Source organism: uncultured Paracoccus sp., assembly GCF_945915435.1.
In the GTDB taxonomy this organism is placed as follows: domain Bacteria; phylum Pseudomonadota; class Alphaproteobacteria; order Rhodobacterales; family Rhodobacteraceae; genus Paracoccus.
On the sequence record NZ_CAMEFG010000012.1, the window covers coordinates 43474 to 64834 of the forward strand.

Genomic DNA, 21361 nt, shown 5'->3' on the forward strand with positions numbered 1-21361 from the left:
TGACCTTACCCTGACCACGCACATTGCCCGGCAAGGTCTGATTGATGAATTTTTTGGCGAACATATTCCGAAGGAAACGGAAGACGCGCCTCGAAACGGCCTTGGAGCATGTGGACGGCGCAGCCGAGCGTTTCCGCCTTGCAGCCGAGATGTCCGTTCAGCCCCAGGCGCGGCTTTTCTGGGACCTTGCCGCCGCAAGCACCGACCTGCGCGCACAGGTCGCGTCCGATCCGGGCTGCATCGGTTCCCTGCGCCGTATCATCTTCTTTTATCTGCCGACGATGTCCGATCTTTGCCATCGTTGGGCGCAATTATCCCGGACCGATCCGTTTCGCCCACCCGACGAAACCGCCCTCGCCGATTTTCGCGGCTATCTTGAACTGATCCGGGCGGCCGGCGCCGCTTGCCGCACGCGAAGCTACGACGACCTTCACCTGACGATGGAAGCGTTCGACGAACAGCTTCGCCGCCTTTCCATCTGAAGGCGTCGCGAATGTCCCGGCCCAGCGGCGATACGGCAAGACAGGCGTTCGACCGGATGCGGTTCCGCCACGATTGGCGCAGCTACCAGACGCGCATCCTGGCCGAGATGGAGACGCATCTCGCCGATGAAAAGCTGCATCTGGTCGCCGCACCGGGTGCGGGCAAGACCGTTCTGGGGCTGGAGATCATCCGCAAGCTTGCCCGCCGCACCCTGGTTCTGGCGCCAAGCCTGCTGGTGCGCGATCAATGGATCGCGCGATTGCGGGACGATTTCCTGGATGGCGAACTGCCCGACTGGATCAGCACCGACCCCCAGGCCGATGTGCCGCTGCGGTTCGGCACCTATCAGAACATCCACCAGAACCGCACCCGGACCCTGCCGCCCTTCGACCTGATCTGTCTGGACGAGGCACACCACCTGCGCCGCGCCTGGTGGCAGACCCTGATCCGGTTGCAGCAAACCCACAAGCCGGTCACGCTGTCGCTGACGGCAACCCCGCCCTACGATTCCGAAGGCTGGGAATGGCGCAATTACAACGCGCTTTGCGGTCCGGTCGATGCCGAGATTTCCGTGCCCGAACTTGTGCTGACGGGCGATCTCTGCCCGCATCAGGACCTGGTTTTCGCGGCCCGGGCATCCGACCGGCGAAGCTATGACAGGAACCGCGCGGCCGAGGCGGAACTGTTCCAATCCCTGCGCGCCCATCCTGACGTTCTGGGAATACTGGCGCAATCGCCGTGGATGACGGATTGCCGCAATCATGCGCAAGAGATCCTGGACAACCCCGAACTGTTCAGCGCCATGCTGATCTATCTGCGCGACGCGCAACGGCCGGTGCCTGCTTATGCCAGGCAATTGCTACGGCTTGGCGGTGCCGAATGGCCGACGCTCGACTGGCAATGGCTTGGAATAATCCTGGCGGCGCATCTGACCGGGCTTCCGGCGGGCTTGCTGGCGCAGTTGAAGGCGGCAGGCGCGTTGCGCAACGATCGGCTGATGCTGCCGCCGCCAAGATTCGCCAACCGGGTAGAACTGTTGCTCGACGACAAGGCCCGCCTTGCCGCGACCCTGGATATCCATCGGCTCGAACGCCAAGGTCGCGGGGATGGTCTGCGCATGGCGATCCTGATGGACAGGATCGGGCATGTCGCCTTGAAGCTGGACCACGATCCGCAGGAATATAACGTCGGCGCGGTTTTTCGCGCGCTGCATCTGGCGGAACCACGCGGCGACCTGGCGCTGCTGACCGGGCAGATCGTCTGCCTGCCTCGGGCGCTTTGCGGCGGCCTGCCCCACCGCGAGGTGCCGGGGCTTGCGGATTATGCGCTGATCGCAGGACCCGAATTTTCCAGGGCCGTCGCCCGTGTCAATGCCGCCTTCGGCACGGGCAAGGTGCGGGTCATCGTCGGAACGCAGGCCTTCCTGGGGCAAGGGTGGGACGCGCCGGCGCTGAATTCGCTGATCCTGGGGACAAACCTGGCGCGCTTCGTCGCGGTGAACCAGTTGCGTGGCCGGGCGCTGCGCACCGACCGCAACTCCCCCGAAAAGACCTCGAACATCTGGCATCTTGCGGTCGTGCCCGGCGACGCCATCGAAGGCGAGGACATCGCGCGCCTGCATCGCCGCTTCGATTGCTTCGCCCGGCTGGACCGGCACGCGGGCCAGATCCGTTCCCATTTTTCGCCGAAAGGCGACGTGCGACAACACAACAGGGTCACTGCCGAAATGGCGCGGCGCCACGATACCCTGGCGGCGGATTGGCGAAACGCCTTGCATCTTGAACATCGCCCCCAGCCTCGGCTGGTCCGGGAAACCGGCATCGGTTCCGCAATGCGGCGCCAGATGGTGCCCGCTTCCGGCCTTTCCTGGCTTGGGCGATTGCGCGAGATCTTCGGTCAAGGCCCTTCGGACCAGGAAACCCGGCGCAGCCTGGGACGCATCGCGCGCCTTGTCGTCGAGGCCATGCGGGAACTGGGCGATCTTTCCCCCCTGCAAGAGCCGCGCCCCAAGGTTCACGGCGGTCCGCAAGGCTATCAGATCAGCCTTCATCACGCGACGCGGTTCGAAGAGAGCCTGTTTCACGACATATTGCGCCAGATCCTCGATCCGGTCGGAAATCCGCGCTATATCATCACCGTCCGGTCGGGATTGTTCCAGAAGAGATTCCAGTATTTTGCCGTGCCCGGCCGTTTCGACGCAAACCGGACGCACGCCGAAATCTTCTGGCGCAACTGGCAGGGTATCGTCGGCCAGGGCGAATTGATCTATACGCGCACCCCCGCCGGACGGGGCGAGTTGCAGGCGGCGCGACTGACCAGCCACGCGCGCCATGTCGCCAACCATTTGAGCTGGCGCTGATATAGCCAGGCCCACCCTCTCGCCCCATGCTGCGCGGAATGGCGCGGATCATGCGGACAGGGCGTGTTTGCGCCCGGTCCGGGCGTGGGGATCTTTTCGACGACGGCGGCGAAAACCGCAGGCTTGTCTGGCCGCAGCCGAAAAGACAAACGCCCGAACCGGCCGCGGTTTTTTTCAGCGACGTGAAGACCTGCCCATCTTCCTCGTTCGTCAGGGCGCTCAGCCCCCGCTGAGCATCCTTCTCAGCGTCGGGGTTACGCGCGTGGCGGACGCCGCAGCCGGATCGCGATAAGAGCGTTTGCCGTTCATGATGTCTTGAACGAGGCCATCGCAATACCTGCCCATGGCGTTCCGCTCGCCCCTGGCCACACCTTGCCGTGCGGCATCCGCCATGCATTGCGACCGGACAACCTGCCGCAGGTTCGGGTCGTCGAGCATGGCTTTGCGCACCGTCGCGAAATGTTCCTGCTGTGCCTGTGCGGGCGGCAGCATTTTCTCTTCAATCTGATCGCAACCAGCAAGGGATCCGATGGTCACCGCTGAAATCATCATCAACATGAAACGCGCCATTCGCCTTCTCCTCTCCTGTCGAAAGACCTGGGGAAACCTTGTGACCAAAGTGAGGGCAAATCAAGCAATTCCATGACATCGCGCGCTTGGACGCGGTCATCCGCGGTCCTGTCTGGTCCCGAGGGCCGGGCAATGCGCAATAAGGTATCGCGGCGCGATGCCCAGGCCCCGGTTCGGTGGGCTAGGTCTCGGCCTCCAGCAGGGTGCGCAGGCGGGCGATCACCTCTTCGTCGTCCTGCTGATAGCTGAAGATCTGGTCGTATCGTCCCTGGCTGTCGAACAGCATGACATAGGCCGAATGGTCCATCGTATAGCCGCCCTCGTCCAACTCGACCCGGCTGGCGTAGATGCGGAAGGCCGCAAGGGCCTTGCGCATTTCCGGGGGCGGGCCGGTGACGCCCTGCGCGCCGGGGATCCAGCCGACGTAATCGGCCAGAACCTCGGGCGTGTCGCGCTCGGGATCGACGGTCAGCATGAAGACGCGAAGCGGTTCGGCCAGCGGTCCCAGTTCCTCGACCCACATCGCGATGTCGCCCATCGTGGTCGGGCAGACGTCGGGGCAATGGGTAAAGCCGAAGAACACCAGCGAGGGCTGGCCGACCAGGCTGGACTGGTCGAACGCCTGGCCGTCATGGGTGACCAGTTCATAATCGCCCTGCCCAAGACTGTCGGTCACGACCTGCTGCGCGGCGGGCGGTTCGGGGCGCAGGAAAAGCCAGGTGCTGGACAGGCCCGCGACGGCGACCAGCACCCACAGGGTAAGGCGGAAGTTGCGCAATGCCGTGTTTGCCATCCTTCAGCCCTAGTGCTGGTGGTCATGCCCGGCATCGCCGTCACCGGCGGGCATGTCGGGATGATGGCGGGCGTTGATGGCCAGAACGTCGAAGGGCAGGCTGAGATCGCCCGCCTGTTCAAAGGTCAGCACCATCTCGACCGTTTCACCCTCGGCAAGCTGCTGGTCCAGCCCCAGGACCATCAGATGCAGCCCGCCGGGTTGCAGCCGGGTGGTTTCGCCGGCGGGAAGGGGCACGCCGCCCTCGATCTCGCGCATGACCATGACGCCGTCCTCTTCGGCCATCTCATGGATTTCGACCCGCTCGCCGATGGGGGCGGTGACGGCGACCAGGCGGTCGTCATCGGCGCCGTCGTTGGTGATGGCGAGATAGCCGCCCGCCACCGGCGCGCGGGCAGGCGTGGCGCGCAGGAAGGCGCCCTGAACGGACAGGTCGCCAAGCCGGGCCTGCGGTTCGGGCGCAGGATCATGGGCCAGCGCAAGGCCGGGCAGGAAGGCGGCGGCAAGGATGGAAAGGATACGGGTGTTCATCATGGACTCCGTTGATCTTACGGAAAAATTCGGAAAAAAGCGCGCAGGCCGGGCGAATGCGCCCTGCCCCGGCCGGTTGTCTGGGGCGGAAAGGATCAGGCCAGCGGGGGCGCGCGCGGCTGGCCCGTCCGTGGCGGCTGGCCGGGGTGCCATTGCGCGCCGGGTTGCGGCGCGGCAAGGGCCAGAACCTGCGGCAGCAAGGCGGACAGGACGGCAAGCGGCGGCGCATGAAGGTCATCCTTGCCGATCCCCTTGGCCGGGCAGAAGGCCACGGGCGCGCCCGTCCCGTCCTTGACCTGCTGCGGAGAAAGGCACAGCGTCCAGTCGGCCACGATGGCCCCCGCCCGCGCCATCTCGGCCACGAGGCGCGAGCCCTGATGCATCGGGGCAAGCAGCGACAGCATCCACAGCGCCAGCACGGCCAGCGCCATGCCGGTCTCTTTCGCCAATGCCGATACCGGGCCGCGCATGACCACCCCCTTCAGGACCTGCCGCGCAGGATAGGCGCGGCGGCCGCGCTTGCCAATGCGCGATCAGTCATCGGGGAAACGGTCGCGCAGGAAATGCTTCTCGACCTCCAGCAGCGCCAGCAGCAGGACGCCCAGCAGGATGATCACCACCCCGTCCAGCAACCCGAGGGGGCGCGATTCGAAGATGCGGTTCATCACCGGCAGATAGGTAAAGGCCAGTTGCCCCACCACGACCACCGCGATGGCGCCAAGCACCGGGCCGGTGCCCTTCACCCCCGTCAGCGTGAACGAGGTCATATGCAGGTAGCGCACGCTGAACAGATAGAAAATCTCAAGCACGACCAGTTGGTTCACGACCATTGTTCGCGCAACTTCGACCTCTTGTCCCTGCCCCAGGGTCCAGAAGAAGACGCCAAGCGAGATCGCCATGAACAGCACTGATACCAGCGCGATCCGCCAGACCATGAACGGGGTCAGCAGCCCGGCATCGGCGCGGCGCGGCTTGCGGGCCATGACGCCCGGCTCGGACGGCTCGAAGGCCAGCACAAGGCCAAGCGTGCCGGCAAGGATCAGGTTGATCCACAGGATCTGGACCGGCGTCATCGGCAGGTGAAAGTTCAGGATGATGGCCAGAAGGACGGTCAGGGTCTCGCCGCCGTTGGTCGGCAGGGTCCAGCCGATCACCTTGCGGATGTTGTCGTGGACCGTCCGCCCCTCATGCACCGCCGCGACGATCGAGGCGAAATTGTCGTCCAGCAGCACGATCTGCGAGGCCTCTTTCGCCGCCTCGGTCCCCTTGATCCCCATGCTGATCCCGACATCGGCCTGTTTCAGCGAAGGCGCGTCGTTCACCCCGTCCCCCGTCATGGCGACGACCCGGCCCTGCGCCTGCAAGGCGCGCACGATGCGCAGCTTGTGTTCGGGGCTGGTGCGGGCAAAGACCTGCGCATCCGCCACCGCGGGGCCAAAGGACGCATCGTCCATCTGGTCCAGATCCTGCCCGGTCAGCACCCTGGGGTCGTCGGACAGCCCAAGCTGGCGGGCGATGGCGGCGGCAGTGGCGGCGTGGTCGCCGGTGATCATCCGCACCTCGATCCCGGCGCTGCGGCATTCGGCGATGGCGCGCATCGCCTCGGGGCGCGGCGGGTCGATGAAGCCGGTGATGCCCAGCATGGTCAGCCCGGCCTCGACATCGGGAAAGTCGATGCCCTGCGTCCCGGCGGGCAGGATGCGCATGGCGTAGCCCAGCACACGCTCACCCTCGTTCCCCGCGTCGGCGATGGCGGCGTCCCAATGGGCGGCGTCCAACGGCTGCGGGCCGTCCGGCCCCGCCTGATCGGCACACATCGCAAGGATGCGTTCGGGCGCACCCTTGACCAGCACCATCGCACCGCCATCCGCGGCCCGCACCAGAACGGCCATGAAGCGATGCCCGGCATCGAAGGGGATCGCGTCCAGCCGGGCCATCCGCTGCCGTTCGGCGCCGCTGTCCAGCCCAGCCTTGAGCGCAAGGGTCAGCAGCGCGCCCTCCATCGGGTCACCCTCGACCTGCCAGTCGCCGGGGTTCAACTGGGCGTCGTTGCACAGCATCCCGGCGCGGATCAGCGCGGCGGCGGTGCCGTCAGCCTCGAAACCGTGGCCGGTGGGGTCATAGCCCGCACCCTCGACCATCGTGACGCCCTCGGCGGTGACGATGCGGCGCACGGTCATTTCGTTGCGGGTCAGCGTTCCCGTCTTGTCCGAGCAGATGATCGAGGTCGCGCCAAGCGTTTCCACCGCGGGCAGGCGGCGGATGACGGCATTGCGCGCGGCCATGCGCTGCACGCCGATGGCCAGCGTGATCGTGATGACGGCGGGCAGCCCCTCGGGGACAAGACCGACGGTCAGGGCGACGGCGGCCATCAGCGCATCGTCCCAGGCAAAGCCGCGCGCATAAACGGCGAACAGCACCAGCACCACCGCCCCCACGACGCCCAGCAGGGTAAAGCGGCGCGCAAAGCCGTTGATCTGGCGCAGAAGCGGCGTGGTCAGGCTGCGCACCTCGCCCAGCATTTCGCTGATCCGCCCGATCTCGGTCGCCTGGCCGGTGGCGGTGACGACGCCCGTGCCCTGCCCCGATGCGACCAGCGTGCCCGAATAGGCCATCGGCTTGCGGTCGCCGATGGGCGCGTCCCGTTCCACCGGATCGACCAGTTTCGAGGCCGCGACGGATTCGCCGGTCAGCGCGGCTTCGTCGATCAGCAGGTTGCGGGCGTGCAGCAGGCGCAGGTCGGCGGGCACGCGGTCGCCCGCCTCGACCAGCACTACATCGCCGGGCACCAGGTCGGCCACGGGCACGCTGACCCGCTGGCCTTCGCGCAACACATGGGCCTTGGGCGCGATCATGCCGCGCAGCCCGGCCAGCGCATCCTCGGCCTTGCCCTCTTGCAGGAAGCCCACGACGGCATTGACCAGAACCACCGCCAGGATGACGCCCGCATCAACCCAATGCGACAGGGCGGCTGCGGCGGCTGCACCTGCAAAAAGAAAATAGATCAATGCGTTGTGGAACTGTTGCAGAAAGCGGATGATAGCCGGACGGGGCTTGGCTTCGGGCAGGCTGTTGGGACCGTGCTGCCTCAACCGCCCTGCCGCCTCGGCCGCAGTCAAGCCGCCGGGCGCGCTATCCAGCGCCTCCAGCACCTGCGGGGCGGGCAGCGAATGGGCTTCGGTCGGCAGGGCGGAATCCTTCATGCGTCATCTTCCCATCTGAAAGGGCCGCACCGTCAGGCGTGGCGCAGCATTTCGCAGTTGCAGCAAAGTGATAGCCGCTTGCGCCCGGCTGCGCCAGAAAATCAGGAAAAAAAGCCGTGAGGCTTCACGTCGCAGCAGGGGCGCGCGCGCCCCGCAGCTCAGCCCAGCCCCAGCTTCTTCAGCCGCGCCTCGCGCAATTGCGCGAAATCGTCGCCCGCGTGATAGCTGGAGCGCGTCAGCGGCGTGGCCGACACCATCAGGAAACCCTTGCCATAGGCGGCGCGCTGATAGCCCTCGAATTCCTCGGGCGTTACGAAGCGGTCCACGCGGTGATGCTTGGGGGTCGGTTGCAGGTATTGGCCGATGGTGATGAAGTCGATATCGGCGGCGCGCATGTCGTCCATGACCTGCAAGACGCCCTGACGGTCCTCGCCCAGGCCGACCATGATGCCGGATTTGGTGAACATGGCCGGGTCCAGTTCCTTGACCCGCTGCAACAGCCGCAGGCTGTGGAAATAGCGCGCGCCGGGCCGGACCGAGGGGTAAAGCCCCGGCACCGTTTCCAGGTTGTGGTTGAAGACGTCCGGGCGCGCCTCGACCACGGCCTCAAGGCTGCCGGGCTTCGATTTCAGGAAATCGGGGGTCAGAACCTCGATCGTGGAACCGGGCGAGCGGTGGCGGATCGCGCGGATGGTCTGGGCGAAATGCTCGGCACCCCCGTCGTCCAGATCGTCGCGGTCCACGCTGGTCAGCACGACATGGTTCAGCCCCAGCTTCTGCACCGCGTGGGCGACCCGGCCCGGCTCGAACACGTCCAGCGCATCGGGCTTGCCGGTCTGGACGTTGCAGAAGGAACAGCCGCGCGTGCAGATCTCGCCCATGATCATCATGGTGGCGTGGCCCTGGCTCCAGCATTCGCCGACGTTCGGGCAGCCCGCTTCCTCGCAGACGGTGGAGAGGCGGTTCTCGCGCAGGATGTCGCGGGTCTGCTTGTAGCCGTCGCTGGTGGGGGCCTTGACCCGGATCCACGTGGGTTTCTTGGGCTGAGCCTGATCGGGGCGATGTGCCTTTTCCGGGTGGCGCAGAACCGGGGGCTGGTCGGCCATGTGGCTTCCTTACATGATGTTTCGTCGAAATTAGGCCCTTTCGCACAGGAAAACAACGGCAGCGGGCGGCACTTGCGGGGAAATTCGATGCTGCATCGCGGCATGGAAAAGGCTGCCGGGCGGACCGGCAGCCTGAAGCGGGGATGATAAGGAAAAAAACTAACCGATCAGGGGCGAGCCTGCGCCATATGTCTCGCGGTAATGGCGTTCCAGCCGCATCAGGGCCAGGCGCAGCACGATCTTGCCCGAGCGCGCGGACCATCCCAGCCTGCGCTCGGTCATCTCGACCCCGTCCAGAAAGCAGCAGACGCGCAGGCACAGATCGCCCATGCCGGGGCCAAGCTCGCGCAGCGCGGCGGCCACGCGGTCGCGCGCCCCGTCCGATCCGCCCGAGAACCCGCCGAAGCTGCGCCCCGTATCCGCCCCCGAGGTCAGGAAGCGGTCCCAGTTCTGCGCGACGCGCGGACCAAGCTGGGACAGCTCGTAATCCTCGCGCAGGCGCTCGCCCGCCTCGACCAGCTCGGGCGACAGGAACGGCTTGCCGTTGGCATCGCGGCGGCGCGCCAGCACCTGCAAGGGGCTTTCGGCAAGGTTGTAGCGCGCGCGGCGGCGGGTGCCGTCGTCGGGGTCGGTGATCTCGCGCTCGGTCCAGATGCGGTGGCGGTCAGCGTGATCGAAGGGGGCGGACGCCTCGGCCATGCCGACGGGCGTGACGGGCTGGCCTTGCGCGAAATCCGACAGCGGCGGCATCCCCCCACGCCGGGCGGCGACCATCTTCTTCAGCGCATCGCGCCCCGCGCCGGTGATGGCATAGCGCGCCAGCCGCCCCGCGCTTTGCTGCACGACCCAGCCCATCAGCGCCAGCTTCTCGGCGATCCGGCGGTCGAGGATCGCGGTGCGGATATCGCCGCGCACCACGATGGCCTTCTCCATCCCCTGCGCCAGCACCAGCACCGCCCCCGATTCGGCCAGCCGCCGCAGGACGCGCCGCGCCTGTTCGGCATCGCTGCGGCTGAAGCCCCGCCCGTCGCCGTCACGCTCGATCCCGCCATCGACCAGCGGATCGTCGCGCCGCGCCTCGATCCGGCGGATGCGGCGCAGGATGGTCGAGGCGTGGCAACCCGCCTCGCGCGCCAGCGAGCGGATGGATTCGCCCCCCTCGGTATGGCGCCGATACAGCCGCAGGTCCTCGGCCTCGCGCGGCGATATGGCGATTTCACCGGCGTGGTTCCCGCCCCCCGCATCGGCATCCCCCGGCAGCGCGGAAACCGAAGCGTCGATGGCAAAACCGCCCGTCAAAGCTGTCATGACAAATCCCTTTTTGAATGGCTGCGGAACAGCGGGCAGACGCTCTTCCGTGAGTTGTTTGAAAAATCCCCGGAAAATGCCGGGCGAATTATGGATTGCGTAATATTTCCTAACAAAACCTAAAAAATCCTTGCCATTGCGAACGCTGCTTCGGGCTGTGACGCAACACAGCCGCAGGTTGTGGTTTCTTCGCCGCTGTTCAGATGAAACGGGGGCGAAGATGGCCGGAAGATCGAATGTCATTTCCTTCAGGGGCAAACCCGCAAGCCGCACCTTGCGGCGTCCGCGCATCCTGATGCAGGCCGCGCAGGCGGGTCAGCAGGGCTGGCGGCGGACGCGCGACCTGCGCCGCCTGTTGCGCTGCGAGGCGCTGCCCACGCCCGAGCGCGCGCTGGCCGCCCTGCGCGAGCAAGAGGCGCGGATGAACGGCTCCCGCCTGTCGGACGGCGCCGATTACGACGTCAGGCGCCATGTCATGCTGGCCATCGCGATCCTTGCGGAAACCCGGCTGCTTGGCGCGCGCGATCTGCCGGACGGGCCTATCGCCCGCGCCGCAGCGACCCCAGCACGCCCCTGACCAGCGCCTGTCCGGTCCGGGTGCCAAGCTGGCGGGCAAGGCTCTTGCCGAAGGTGGTCGCGATCGAATCGCTTTGGCGCGACGTGCTGCGCGCAGGGCTGTCCGGGCGGCCTGCGCCCGGCTCATACCGCCGGGCGCGGCTGTATTCGCGGCTTTCCTCGGGGCCGGGGTCGGCCTGCGCGGCAGCCTCGGTCCGCTTGGCCAGCAGTTCAAAGGCGGATTCGCGGTCCAGCCTTTCGTCGTATTTCAGCGACATGGGCGACGCGGCCATGATCGCCGCGCGCGCCTCCTCGCCGATGGGACCAAGGCTGGCCAGGGGCGGGCGGATCAGCACCCGCTCGGCCATGCCGGGCACGCCCTTGGCTTGCAGGAAGGATGTCACCGCCTCGCCCGTGCCGACATGCTGGATCGCATCGGCGGTGTCGAAGGCGGGGTTGGCGCGATAGTTTTCCGCCGCCTGACGCAGCGCGCGCTGGTCGCGGGCGGTAAAGGCGCGCAGCGCATGCTGGACACGGTTGCCGATCTGGCCAAGCACGCTGTCGGGAATGTCGGTCGGGCTTTGCGTCACGAACCAGATGCTGACCCCTTTCGAGCGGATCAGCCGCGCCACCCGCTCGATCTTGGCGACGAGCGCGGGGGGCGCGTCGTCGAACAGCAGATGCGCCTCGTCGAAGAAAAAGGCGAGACGCGGCTTGTCGGGGTCGCCCACCTCGGGCAGTTGCTCGAAAAGTTCGCTGAGCAGCCACAGCAGGAAGGTCGCGTAAAGGCGCGGCGCGTTCATCAGCCGCTCGGCGGCAAGGATGTTGATCACCCCCTTGCCCGAGGCATCCAGCCGGATCAGGTCGGCCAGTTCCAGCGCCGGTTCGCCAAACAACAGGTCGCCTCCCTCGCCCTCCAGCACCAGCAGGCGGCGCTGGATCGCGCCGACCGAGGCCGCCGCGATATTGCCGTAGCGCAGCCCCAGGTCCCGCGCGTTCTGGCCGATCCAGACCAGCATCGCTTGCAGGTCCTTCATGTCCAGCAGGGCCAGCCCTTCCTCATCGGCCACGCGAAAGGCGATGTTCATCACCCCTTCCTGCGCGTCGGTCAGCCCCAGCAGGCGCGACAGAAGCAAAGGCCCCATCTCGGCTGGCGTCGTGCGCACCGGGTGGCCCTTCTGCCCCCAGATGTCCCAGAAGGTGACGGGAAAGGCCTGGAAATCCAGGTCCAGCCCGATGGTTTCGGCCCGGCTGGCGAAGGCCGCGCGCAGCTTGTCGTCGCCCCCGCCCGCCTGGCTGATGCCCGCGACGTCGCCCTTTACGTCCGCCAGAAAGACCGGGATGCCCGCGCGCGAAAACGATTCGGCCAGGGTTTGCAGCGTCACCGTCTTGCCGGTGCCCGTCGCCCCCGCGATCAGCCCGTGGCGGTTGGCGTATTTCAGCAGCAGATGCTGCGGCACCGCATGGGCCTGTCCGCCGCCGCCGACGAAAACCGTGCCCTGATCCAGATCGACGATATCAGCCATGAAGCCCCTGCATCGGCAAAAAAGCGCATAACCGCGCATATATAGAATACAAACCGCGCAGGAATGTGCCAGTCTGGGATTACCGTCCGGGCAGCGATGCGCGGGCGGATCTTCCTCCCTGTTGGACTGTCGCGCCCTCGGGCGCGACTTTTTTTCGCATTGATCCCCTTTTGCGACCTGTCGATTCCGACAGTTGACCTTGTGGCAGAGTGATTCTAGCTTTCGGGCAATCAGACCGGAAGTCCGGCAGGGATGGCTCAAGGGTCCGGCAGTTCATGCCGGACCTCGCAAAACTCCCCTTCGCGAAACCGCCCCCCAAACCGCCCCCCCCTTTGTATTGGCGGCAAATCGCCGCCCCGGCATTCCCTCGCCGCATTCGCGCAAATCTGTGATGGGCCGGGCAGTCATCCGCCCTGACAAGCCTGCATCCGCATGATAAGCGCATGGGTCAAGGTTTGACCAAAGGAAGAGGATCATGGTTAAGACAACCTCCAACGCGCTGATCGCAGCGATCTTCGCCATTGCCGGCAGCGCGGGCATGGCGGCCGCCCAGGATGCTTCCGGCGAGACGGCCACCGAAGCCGCACCCGAGGCCGCGACGGAAGCCGCGCCCGCAGCCCCTGCCGAATCCGCGGTCGAGACCCCCGCCCCGGCTGCCGACGAAAACGCCGAGCCTCAGCCCGGCCAGAGCTATGCCCGCGAAACCTTTGGCGACTGGACGATGCGCTGCGTCAAGACCCCCGACGACCAGGACCCGTGCGAGCTTTACCAGCTTTTGCGCGACAGCGACGGCGGTGCCGTGGCCGAAGCCTCGGTCGTGCCGGTGCAAGGTCCGGTTTCGGCCATCGTGACCTTCGTTGCGCCGCTGGAAACCGACCTGCAACACGGGCTGCGCCTGCAAATCGATTCGAACGAACAGACCGGCTATCCCTTCATGGTCTGCGCGCAGATCGGCTGCCTGTCGCGCGTCGGGCTGAATGAGGAGGAACTGAACGGCTTCAAGCGCGGCAACAGCGGCCAGTTGACCCTGCTGCCCTTCGGCGCACCCGAGGATGATCCGGTCAACCTGACGCTGTCGCTGTCGGGCTTCACCGCCGGCATGAACGCCGTGACCGAGGTGATGGAGGAACTGACCGCCGCCGAGGGCGAGGCGGAAGCCCAGGAAGAAACCCAGGAAGAAGCCGCCGAGTGACCGGCGCCTTTGCAACGGCATGAAAAAGGGGGCGGTTTTCCGCCCCCTTTCCTTTTGGGCGATGCGCCCGGTCAGTCGTCGCGTTCGATGGGCAGGGCGACGAAGCGCGGCTCGCCCGCGCGGCGGACCAGCAGCAGAAGCGACCGGCGGCCGGCGTCGCGCGCCTCGGCGATCCGGCCTTCCAGATCGGCCAGCGAGCTTACCGGCTGCTGCCCCGCCTCGGTGATGACATCGCCCGCCGACAGCCCCTTGTCGGCGGCGGGTCCCGCCGGATCGACGGATTGCACGACCAGCCCCTGCATCTCGCGCGAGATGCCAAGCTCGGCGGCGATCTCGGGCGTCAGGGGAACGACGCTCATCCCCAGCAGGTCGGTTGCGGATTCCGGCTCGGCCGAGACCTGGGCCGAACCGCCGCCCTCGGCCAGTTCGCGACGGCCAAGCGTGACCTTCAGTTCGACCTCTTCACCGTCGCGCATGACGGTCAGGCCGACCTCTTCGCCGACCGGGGCATCGGCTACGCGGCGCACCAACTCGCGGATATTCTCGACGGTGCCGCCGTCGAAGGACACGATCACGTCGCCCGCGCGCATCCCCGAATCGGCGGCGGGTCCGGCGGGAACATCGGTAACCATCGCGCCCGCCGTGCCTTCCAGCCCAAGCGAATCGGCGATGTCGGGGGACAGGTCCTGGATCTTGACGCCCAGCCATCCGCGCCGGGTCTCGCCAAACTCCTGCAACTGCGCGACGACCTTGGACACCACGTTGGACGCCATCGAAAAGCCGATCCCGATCGAGCCGCCGTTGGGCGACAGGATCGCCGTGTTCACTCCGATCACCTCGCCATCCATGTTGAAGAGCGGCCCGCCCGAGTTGCCCCGGTTGATCGCCGCATCGGTCTGGATGAAATCGTCATAGGTGCCGGTCAGCGCGCGGTTGCGGGCCGAGACGATCCCGGTCGAGGCCGAAAACCCCTGCCCCAGCGGGTTGCCAAGCGCCAGCACCCAATCGCCGACCCGCGCCACGTCGCTGTCGCCGAATTCGACATAGGGCAGCGGCTCGGCGCTTTCGACCTTCAGAACGGCGATATCGGTCTGCGCATCGCGGCCCACCACCTCGGCGGGCAGGCGCTGGCCGGAATAGAACTCGATCTCGATCTCATCGGCTCCGTCGATGACGTGGTTGTTCGTGACGATCAGCCCTTCGGCGCTGATGACGAAACCCGAACCAAGCGCGTTGGAGCGCTGCTGCATCTGCGGCCCGCCCGGAAAGCCGGGACCGCCGAAGGGATCGCCGGGAAAGCCGAACTCGCGGAACAGATCGCTGAAGGGGCTGCCTTCGGGGATCATCGGGCCGCGGCGCGTGGGCGCCGCCACGGTGGCGGTGGTGGTGATGTTCACGACCGCGGGGCTGACCTGTTCGACCAGGTCGGCGAAGCTGGGCATCTGCTGGCGCGTGGCATTGTCCGTCAGCGACGCATTGTCGTTCGCGGGCTGCGTCTGCGCGGGCTGGTCGGGGGTCGCGGCATCCTGCGCCAGCATCGGCGAGGCGGCCAGCGCAAGGGCAAGACCCGAGGCCGTCAGCAGGTAGCGCGGTGAGAGTTTCTTCATCGGGAACGACTCCTTTGTCTGATCCGTCGCCGGCAAACCTGCCCGGCGCCGACGGCTTCGATTCATGGACGAGATTTGGGGTGCGTTACAAATAAATCACCCTCTCGTGGAATGAACTGATTGTGACTTGCCGCGCGTGAAATGGCAAAGGGCGCCATGACAGCGCCCCCTGTTTTCGCATGATTTTTTGCGCGAGCCGTTACTGCGCGGGCGCGGGCTGCTGTTCCGGCGCCGCTTCCGGCGCAGGGGCCGGTTCCGCGGGAACCTCGCCCTCGGGTGCCGGTGCGCCGTCCTGGGGCGCGGGCGCGCCGCCCTCGGGCAGGATCAGCGATTCCTCTTGCGGGGGCGTGGCCAGCGTCTCGGGGATGGGCGTCAGCGTCACCCCGGCGCTTTCGCCCAGGATCGAGCCGTCGCCCGCCGTCACCGGGTCATTGACCAGCGGCTCATCCTCGGAAACCGAGGGGATCAGGTCGGACAGTTCATCCTCGCTTGGCGGGACGGGGGCGGGATTGGCCATCTCGGCCCCGTCGCTGCGCAGATAGGCGAAGAATTCGCTGTCGGGACGCATCACCATCGAGCTGTTGGCCCCCGTCAGCGCCCGCTCGTAAGAGGTCATCGAGCGGGTGAAGGCGAAGAACTCGGGGTCGCGGCCAAAGGCCTCGGCATAGATCGAGTTGCGGCGGGCATCGGCCTCACCGCGCACCACCTCGGCCCGCATCCGCGCCTCGGAGGTCAGTTCGACCACGGTCCGGTCGGCGGCGGCGCGGACGCGCTGCGCGGCCTCGTTACCGCGCGCGATCTCGTCGGCGGCCTCGCGTTCACGCTCGGCCCGCATCCGGGCGTAGGTGGCGGCAAGGTTCTGCTCGGGCAGGTCGGTGCGGGTCAGGCGCACGTCGATGACACGCACGCCGATGCTTTCGGCCTCGGCCCGCGCCTGGTCGCGGATGCGGTTCATCAGGGGCGTCCGGTCATCGGACAGCACCGTGGTCGAGGGCACCGAACCCAGCACCTGGCGGATCGCGGTCGAGATGATCTGATCCAGCAGATCCTGCACGCGCGTCAGGCCGACGCCCTGCGTTGCCTGGTAGACGCGCTGCGGATCGACGACCTGCCAGCGGGCGAAGGCATCGACGACCAGACGGCGGTCGTCCAGCGGCGTCACCTCCATCGGGCGGGTGGGCAGGCCCAGGATGCGGGCGTCGTATTTCACCACCGAATCGAGGAAAGGCAGCTTGAAGCCGATCCCCGGATCCTCGCGCACGGTCACGACTTCGCGGAAGCGCAGGACCAGCGCACGTTCGCGCACATCGACGATATAGATCGAGGACAGGCCGATCACGACCAGAACGACCAGCGCCGGCAGCGCCAGCATGGAAAATCCGCGGTTCATCAGTTCGCCCCCCCGTTCTGTGCAGGCTGGTTCTGTGCAGGCCGTCCGGTGCCGCGCAACTGATCCAGCGGCAGATAGGGCACGACACCGCTGCCCTGCCCGTCCTCGGCGGAAACGCCGTCCAGCAGGACCTTGTTCATGTCGCCCAATACCTTTTCCATCGTTTCCAGATACATCCGCTTGCGCGTCACATCGGGGGCGCGGGCATATTCGGCATAGACCGAGATGAAGCGCGCGGCCTCACCCTCGGCGGTGTTGACGGCTTCGGCGCGATAGGCCTCGGATTCCTCGATCAGCCGGGCGGCTTCGCCGCGCGCGCCTGCAAGGACGCGGTTGGCGTAGGCGTCGGCCTCTTTTTCCAGCCGGTCGCGTTCCTGTTGCGCGGCCTGCACCTCGCGGAAGCTGTCGATGACCTCGCGCGGCGGATCGGCACGGTCGAGGTTGACGCGCACCACGTTGATCCCGGCCTGATAGCTGTCCAGCGTCTGCTGGACGGCTTCTTCCAGTTCGGCCCGGATGACCTCGCGGTCGCGGTTCAGGATCGGCGCCATTTCCGAACGCGCCACGATGTCGCGCATCGCGGATTCGCCCACGGCGCGGATGGTGTCCTGCGGGTCGGCAAGGTTGAACAGGAACTGTTCGGGATTCGAGACGTTCCAGACGATCTGATATTGCACGTCCACGATGTTCTGGTCGCGCGTCAGCATCAGCCCGCTGTCCATCGGCCCGGCGGTGCCCTTGCCGATTTCCACGACCCGCTCGCCCGTGACGGGGACGATTTCGCGCGTGACGACCGGCCAGGGGGCAAAGTTCAGGCCCGGTTCACCCACGGCATAGGGTTCGCCGAAGAACAGTTCGACCGAACGGGCGGACTGGTCGACGGTGTAGAAGCTCAGCACGACCCAGGCGGCAGCGGCGGCCAGCGCGCCAAAGCCGATGGTGCCGCGATTGATCGGGAATTTCGGCACCTGCGGACCCCGAGGTCCGCGCGGCCCGCCCCCCTGACCGCCGCGACCGCCCATCAGGACGCGCAGCCGGTCCTGGCCCTTGCGGACCAGGTCCTCGATCTCGGGGATCTGTTCGCCCTTGCGCCCGCCCTGCGGCGGCTGGCGGTCCTTGTCGCCCTGACTGCCCCAGGGCCGTTGCGGCCCCCCTTGTGGCGGACGGTTGCCACCGCCCTTGCCATTGTCTCCTCCGCTGCCCCAGGGGCCTTGTGTCGCCATGCGCCTTGCCTCGTCGCTTTCAGTCTGGTTCCGGTTTAACTGGGCATCATGCCCCGAATGTCAAGCAATCCTGCCTTGCGGGATCGCGGTTGCCTGTCCGCCGGTCTCGCGCGCGGGGATGCGCATCGTGACCAGTTCCTCGGCCATCGTCGGGTGAACGGCGATGGTGCGGTCGAAATCGGCCTTGGTCGCGCCCATGCCGATGGGGATCGCGGCAAGCTGGATCATCTCGCCCGCCTCGGGTCCGAAGATGTGGCAGCCCAGCACCTTGTCGCTGCCGGGATCCACGATCAGCTTCATCACCGTGCGCAGGTCCGAGCCTGCGAAAAGCGACCGCATCGGGCGGAAGCTGGCCTCATAGACCCGGATCGGTCCCCTTTCGGCGGCCTCTTGCTCGGTCAGGCCGACGGTGCCCAGTTCGTTGGGGTGCAGGTAGACCGCGCTGGCGACCAGCGACAGGTCGTTGGGCCGGGGCGTGCCGCCAAAGACCGTATCGGCGAAGTTGTGGCCCTGCCGGATCGCGACGGGGGTCAGGTTCACCTGGTCGGTCACGTCGCCCACCGCGTAGATCGACGGCACCGAGGTCTGGGACCATTCATCCACGACGACTTGGCCCTTGCCGCCAAGCGTGACGCCCACATCCTCAAGGCCAAGGCCGCCGGTATAGGGCGCGCGACCCGTCGCAAAGAAGATCGCGTCATAGTCGGCGCTGCTGCCGTCGCCGAATGTCATGCACAGCGACCCGTCGCCCTGCCGCTCGATGCGCGAGGGGGTCAGGCCCGGCAGCATCGTCACCCCGCTGGCCTGGATCTGGCGGGTGGCGCAGTCGCGCATGCCCTCGTCGAAGCCGCGCAGCACCTTGTCGGCGCGATAGGCAAGGGTCGTGCCGCAACCAAGCCCGTTCAGGATCATCGCATATTCGCAGGCGATGAAGCCGCTGCCGACCAGCAACACGCGGCGCGGCAGGCTGGTCAGCGTGAACAGGTCGTCCGAGATCATGCCCAGTTCCGCGCCGGGAATATCGGGCCGCACCGGGCGCCCGCCGACCGCGATCAGGATATGGCGCGCGGTAAAGCGGCTGCCGTCGGCCAGTTCGACCGTATGGGCATCGGCCAGCCGCGCGCGGCTGCGGTGGACCTCGACCCCGGCCGAGGACAGCCCGCCGCCATAGGCGCCTTCAAGCCGGTCCAGTTCGCGCTCCAGCTTTTCGTGGAAAAAGGTCCAGTCGAAGGCCCCGGCATCCGCGCCGCTCCAGCCGTAGCCCTGCATCTCGCGGATGGCGTCGGGGGCTTGCGAGGCAAAGACCATCAGCTTCTTGGGCACGCAGCCGCGAATGACGCAGGTGCCGCCAAGGCGGCTTTCCTCGGCCAATCCCACCTTCGCGCCATGCTGGCCCGCGGCGATCCGCGCCGCCCTGACCCCGCCAGAGCCGCCGCCGATCACGAAAAGGTCATAATCGAAGCTCATTGCGTAACCTCCGCGACCAGCTCGACGGATGATCCGTCGTCGCGCCCGATGATGGCCATTTCGCAAATGCCCAGGAACAGCCCGTGTTCCACCACGCCCGGAATGCGCGACAGCATCAGCGCAAGCGCCTGCGGATCGGGGATCGCCTCAAGCGACAGGTCCAGGATCAGGTTGCCTTCGTCGGTGAGGAACGGCGCGTCATCGCGCAAGCGCCGCAGGATCGGGCGTTGGGACAGTTCCAGCCCGTCCAGCCCCTTGCGGATCAGCGCCTGCGTGACCTGCCAGCCAAAGGGCACGACCTCGACCGGCAGGTGGAAGGCGCCCAGTTGCTCGACCACCTTGGACTGGTCGGCGATCACCACCATCCGGTCCGAGGCGCAGGCCACGATCTTTTCACGCAGATGCGCACCGCCGCCGCCCTTGATCAGGTTCAGGTCGGGATCGACCTCATCCGCGCCGTCGATGGTCAGGTCCAGCCAGCCCAGTTCGTCCAGCGGCTCGACCCGCAGGCCAAGCGAGGCGGCCAGTTCCGCCGTGGCCTTCGAGGTCGCCGCACAGCGCAGCGCCAGCCCCTCGACGGCAGCGCGCTCGGCAAGGCGGTGGACGAAGACATTGGCGGTCGATCCGGTGCCAAGCCCCAGCTTCATGCCCGGCTGGACCAGCTTGACCGCGGCCAGCGCGGCGGCGTCCTTGGCAGGATCGAAAACGGGTTGGTCGGTCATCTCATTCTCCGGGCGAAGGGCGGCGTTTCGCAGCGTTATAGAGGGTTCGCGCGCCTCGTGCCACCGCTGACCGCCCCGGCTGCGTCTTTCCGACGCGCATCGCCCGCGATTGCCTTGATCGGGGACCTGCCCTAAGCAGAGCCCATGAAAACGCCGCAGAACTTCGCCGTCATCATCACCGCCGCCGGCCGGGGCACCCGCGCGGGCGGGACCCAGCCGAAGCAATGGCGCGATTTCGGCGGCACCAGCGTTCTGGCCCGCACCGTCCGCGCCTTTCGCGGCTTTGCCCGAATCGTCGTCACCCTGCATCCCGAGGACATGGCGCGCGGCGTGGCGGAACTGGGGGGCCGGGTGACGCTGATCGCGGGGGGCGACACCCGCTCGGACAGCGTGATGGCCGGGCTGCGCGCGCTGGAAGGCAGCGACGTCACCCATGTGCTGATCCACGACGGCGCGCGCCCGCTGGTGTCGCAAGCCGTGATCCGCGGCGTGGTCGAGGCGCTGGAGCAAGGCGCCCCCGCCGCAGCGCCCGCCCTGCCCGTCACCGATGCGCTCTGGCGCGTGGCAAGCGGCACCGTCACCGGCGCCCACCCGCGCGAGGGGCTGTTTCGTGCCCAGACCCCGCAGGGTTTCGCGCTGGACGCCATCCTCGCCGCCCATCGCGCCCATCCCGAAGGCGCGGCCGACGACGTGGAACTGGCCTGCCGCGCGGGCCTGCCCGTCACCGTCACGCCGGGCGACGAGGACAACCTGAAACTGACCTGGCCCGAGGATTTTACCCGTGCCGCCCGCATCGCCGGGGAAAACGCCGCCGAAAACGCCAAGGAAAACACCATGCCCCTCACCGATATCCGCACCGGCAACGGTTTCGACGTCCACGCGCTCGGGCCGGGCGACCATGTCTGGCTGTGCGGGGTGCGTATCCCCCACGCGCAGGGGCTGATCGGCCATTCCGACGCCGATGTGGGGATGCATGCGCTGACCGACGCGATCTATGGCGCGCTGGCGCAGGGCGATATCGGGCGGCACTTCCCGCCCTCGGACCCGCAATGGAAGGGGGCGGCCAGCGACATCTTCCTGCGCCATGCGGTCGAACTGGCCGGGACAGGCGGCTGGCGGATCGGCAATGCCGACGTGACGCTGATCTGCGAACAGCCCAAGATCGGCCCCCACGCCGCGGCGATGCAGGACAGGCTGGCCGAAATCACCGGGACCGAACCGGGCCGCATCAGCGTCAAGGCCACCACCTCGGAACGGCTCGGCTTCACCGGGCGCGGCGAAGGCATCGCCGCAATCGCCACCGTCACCCTGTTGAAAGGCTGAACG

At 67.1% G+C, this 21361-nt stretch carries 18 protein-coding genes; 5 read left to right on the forward strand and 13 right to left on the reverse strand.

Annotation, left to right across the window (positions count from 1 at the left end):
- Positions 1 to 110: 110 nt before the first annotated feature.
- Together Q0O97_RS06015 and Q0O97_RS06020 are read left to right on the forward strand one after the other, a co-directional pair.
- Positions 111 to 482, forward strand: a complete 372-nt coding sequence (locus Q0O97_RS06015; RefSeq protein WP_294926216.1) for a hypothetical protein — start codon at positions 111 to 113, stop codon at positions 480 to 482.
- Between the two features lie 11 nt (positions 483 to 493).
- A complete protein-coding gene (locus tag Q0O97_RS06020; protein WP_294926218.1) occupies positions 494 to 2842 on the forward strand; it encodes a DEAD/DEAH box helicase family protein in 2349 nt (782 codons plus the stop codon).
- A gap of 219 nt (positions 2843 to 3061) precedes the next feature.
- On the opposite strand, the gene Q0O97_RS06025 is transcribed toward Q0O97_RS06020, so the two are convergent.
- The 7 genes from Q0O97_RS06025 to Q0O97_RS06055 all read right to left on the reverse strand — a co-directional run bounded on the left by Q0O97_RS06025 (position 3062) and on the right by Q0O97_RS06055 (position 10353).
- Complete coding sequence (locus Q0O97_RS06025) at positions 3062 to 3412, reverse strand: hypothetical protein (RefSeq protein WP_294926220.1); 351 nt, start codon at positions 3410 to 3412, stop codon at positions 3062 to 3064.
- A gap of 181 nt (positions 3413 to 3593) precedes the next feature.
- On the reverse strand, positions 3594 to 4205 hold the full coding sequence (locus Q0O97_RS06030; RefSeq protein ID WP_294926222.1) for an SCO family protein: 612 nt from the start codon (positions 4203 to 4205) through the stop codon (positions 3594 to 3596).
- Positions 4206 to 4214: 9 nt separating this feature from the next.
- Positions 4215 to 4739, reverse strand: coding sequence for a copper chaperone PCu(A)C (locus Q0O97_RS06035; protein ID WP_294926224.1), 525 nt, complete (start codon positions 4737 to 4739; stop codon positions 4215 to 4217).
- A 92-nt stretch (positions 4740 to 4831) separates the two neighbouring features.
- Entirely contained in the window at positions 4832 to 5206 is a 375-nt protein-coding gene (locus tag Q0O97_RS06040) for a hypothetical protein (protein ID WP_294926226.1), read from the reverse strand.
- Between the two features lie 63 nt (positions 5207 to 5269).
- Positions 5270 to 7939 carry an HAD-IC family P-type ATPase gene (locus Q0O97_RS06045; RefSeq protein WP_294926227.1) on the reverse strand — a complete coding sequence of 890 codons (2670 nt, stop codon included), beginning with the start codon at positions 7937 to 7939 and terminating at the stop codon, positions 5270 to 5272.
- 158 nt (positions 7940 to 8097) lie between these two features.
- Complete coding sequence (gene lipA / locus Q0O97_RS06050; RefSeq protein WP_294926229.1) at positions 8098 to 9045, reverse strand: lipoyl synthase; 948 nt, start codon at positions 9043 to 9045, stop codon at positions 8098 to 8100.
- A 159-nt stretch (positions 9046 to 9204) separates the two neighbouring features.
- Positions 9205 to 10353: a DUF6456 domain-containing protein gene (locus tag Q0O97_RS06055; protein ID WP_294926231.1), complete on the reverse strand. Its 1149-nt coding sequence runs from the start codon at positions 10351 to 10353 to the stop codon at positions 9205 to 9207.
- 220 nt (positions 10354 to 10573) lie between these two features.
- On the opposite strand from Q0O97_RS06055, the gene Q0O97_RS06060 reads away from it, so the two are divergent.
- Positions 10574 to 10930, forward strand: a complete 357-nt coding sequence (locus tag Q0O97_RS06060; protein WP_294926233.1) for a DUF6477 family protein — start codon at positions 10574 to 10576, stop codon at positions 10928 to 10930.
- Here the strand turns inward: Q0O97_RS06060 and Q0O97_RS06065 are convergent.
- Entirely contained in the window at positions 10893 to 12434 is a 1542-nt protein-coding gene (locus tag Q0O97_RS06065) for a helicase HerA-like domain-containing protein (protein WP_294926235.1), read from the reverse strand. The genes Q0O97_RS06060 and Q0O97_RS06065 overlap by 38 nt on opposite strands.
- 475 nt (positions 12435 to 12909) lie before the next feature.
- On the opposite strand from Q0O97_RS06065, the gene Q0O97_RS06070 reads away from it, so the two are divergent.
- On the forward strand, positions 12910 to 13626 hold the full coding sequence (locus Q0O97_RS06070) for an invasion associated locus B family protein (protein WP_294926238.1): 717 nt from the start codon (positions 12910 to 12912) through the stop codon (positions 13624 to 13626).
- 71 nt (positions 13627 to 13697) lie between these two features.
- On the opposite strand, the gene Q0O97_RS06075 is transcribed toward Q0O97_RS06070, so the two are convergent.
- The 5 genes from Q0O97_RS06075 to rpiA form a co-directional block, all read right to left on the reverse strand.
- A complete protein-coding gene (locus Q0O97_RS06075) occupies positions 13698 to 15233 on the reverse strand; it encodes a Do family serine endopeptidase (RefSeq protein WP_294926239.1) in 1536 nt (511 codons plus the stop codon).
- 199 nt (positions 15234 to 15432) lie between these two features.
- Positions 15433 to 16623, reverse strand: coding sequence for a protease modulator HflC (locus Q0O97_RS06080; RefSeq protein ID WP_294926240.1), 1191 nt, complete (start codon positions 16621 to 16623; stop codon positions 15433 to 15435).
- The gene (gene hflK, locus Q0O97_RS06085) at positions 16623 to 17846 is read right to left on the reverse strand and encodes an FtsH protease activity modulator HflK (protein ID WP_294926242.1); all 1224 of its coding nucleotides are present in this window, start codon (positions 17844 to 17846) and stop codon (positions 16623 to 16625) included. Before hflK ends, Q0O97_RS06080 begins: the two co-directional genes overlap by 1 nt.
- Before the next feature lie 60 nt (positions 17847 to 17906).
- On the reverse strand, positions 17907 to 19313 hold the full coding sequence (gorA, locus tag Q0O97_RS06090; protein ID WP_294926245.1) for a glutathione-disulfide reductase: 1407 nt from the start codon (positions 19311 to 19313) through the stop codon (positions 17907 to 17909).
- Positions 19310 to 20035 carry a ribose-5-phosphate isomerase RpiA gene (gene rpiA, locus Q0O97_RS06095; RefSeq protein ID WP_294926247.1) on the reverse strand — a complete coding sequence of 242 codons (726 nt, stop codon included), beginning with the start codon at positions 20033 to 20035 and terminating at the stop codon, positions 19310 to 19312. Before rpiA ends, gorA begins: the two co-directional genes overlap by 4 nt.
- Positions 20036 to 20179: 144 nt before the next feature.
- Between rpiA and Q0O97_RS06100 the strand changes: the two genes are divergently transcribed.
- Positions 20180 to 21358 carry a bifunctional 2-C-methyl-D-erythritol 4-phosphate cytidylyltransferase/2-C-methyl-D-erythritol 2,4-cyclodiphosphate synthase gene (locus Q0O97_RS06100; protein WP_294926250.1) on the forward strand — a complete coding sequence of 393 codons (1179 nt, stop codon included), beginning with the start codon at positions 20180 to 20182 and terminating at the stop codon, positions 21356 to 21358.
- Positions 21359 to 21361 lie beyond the last annotated feature (3 nt).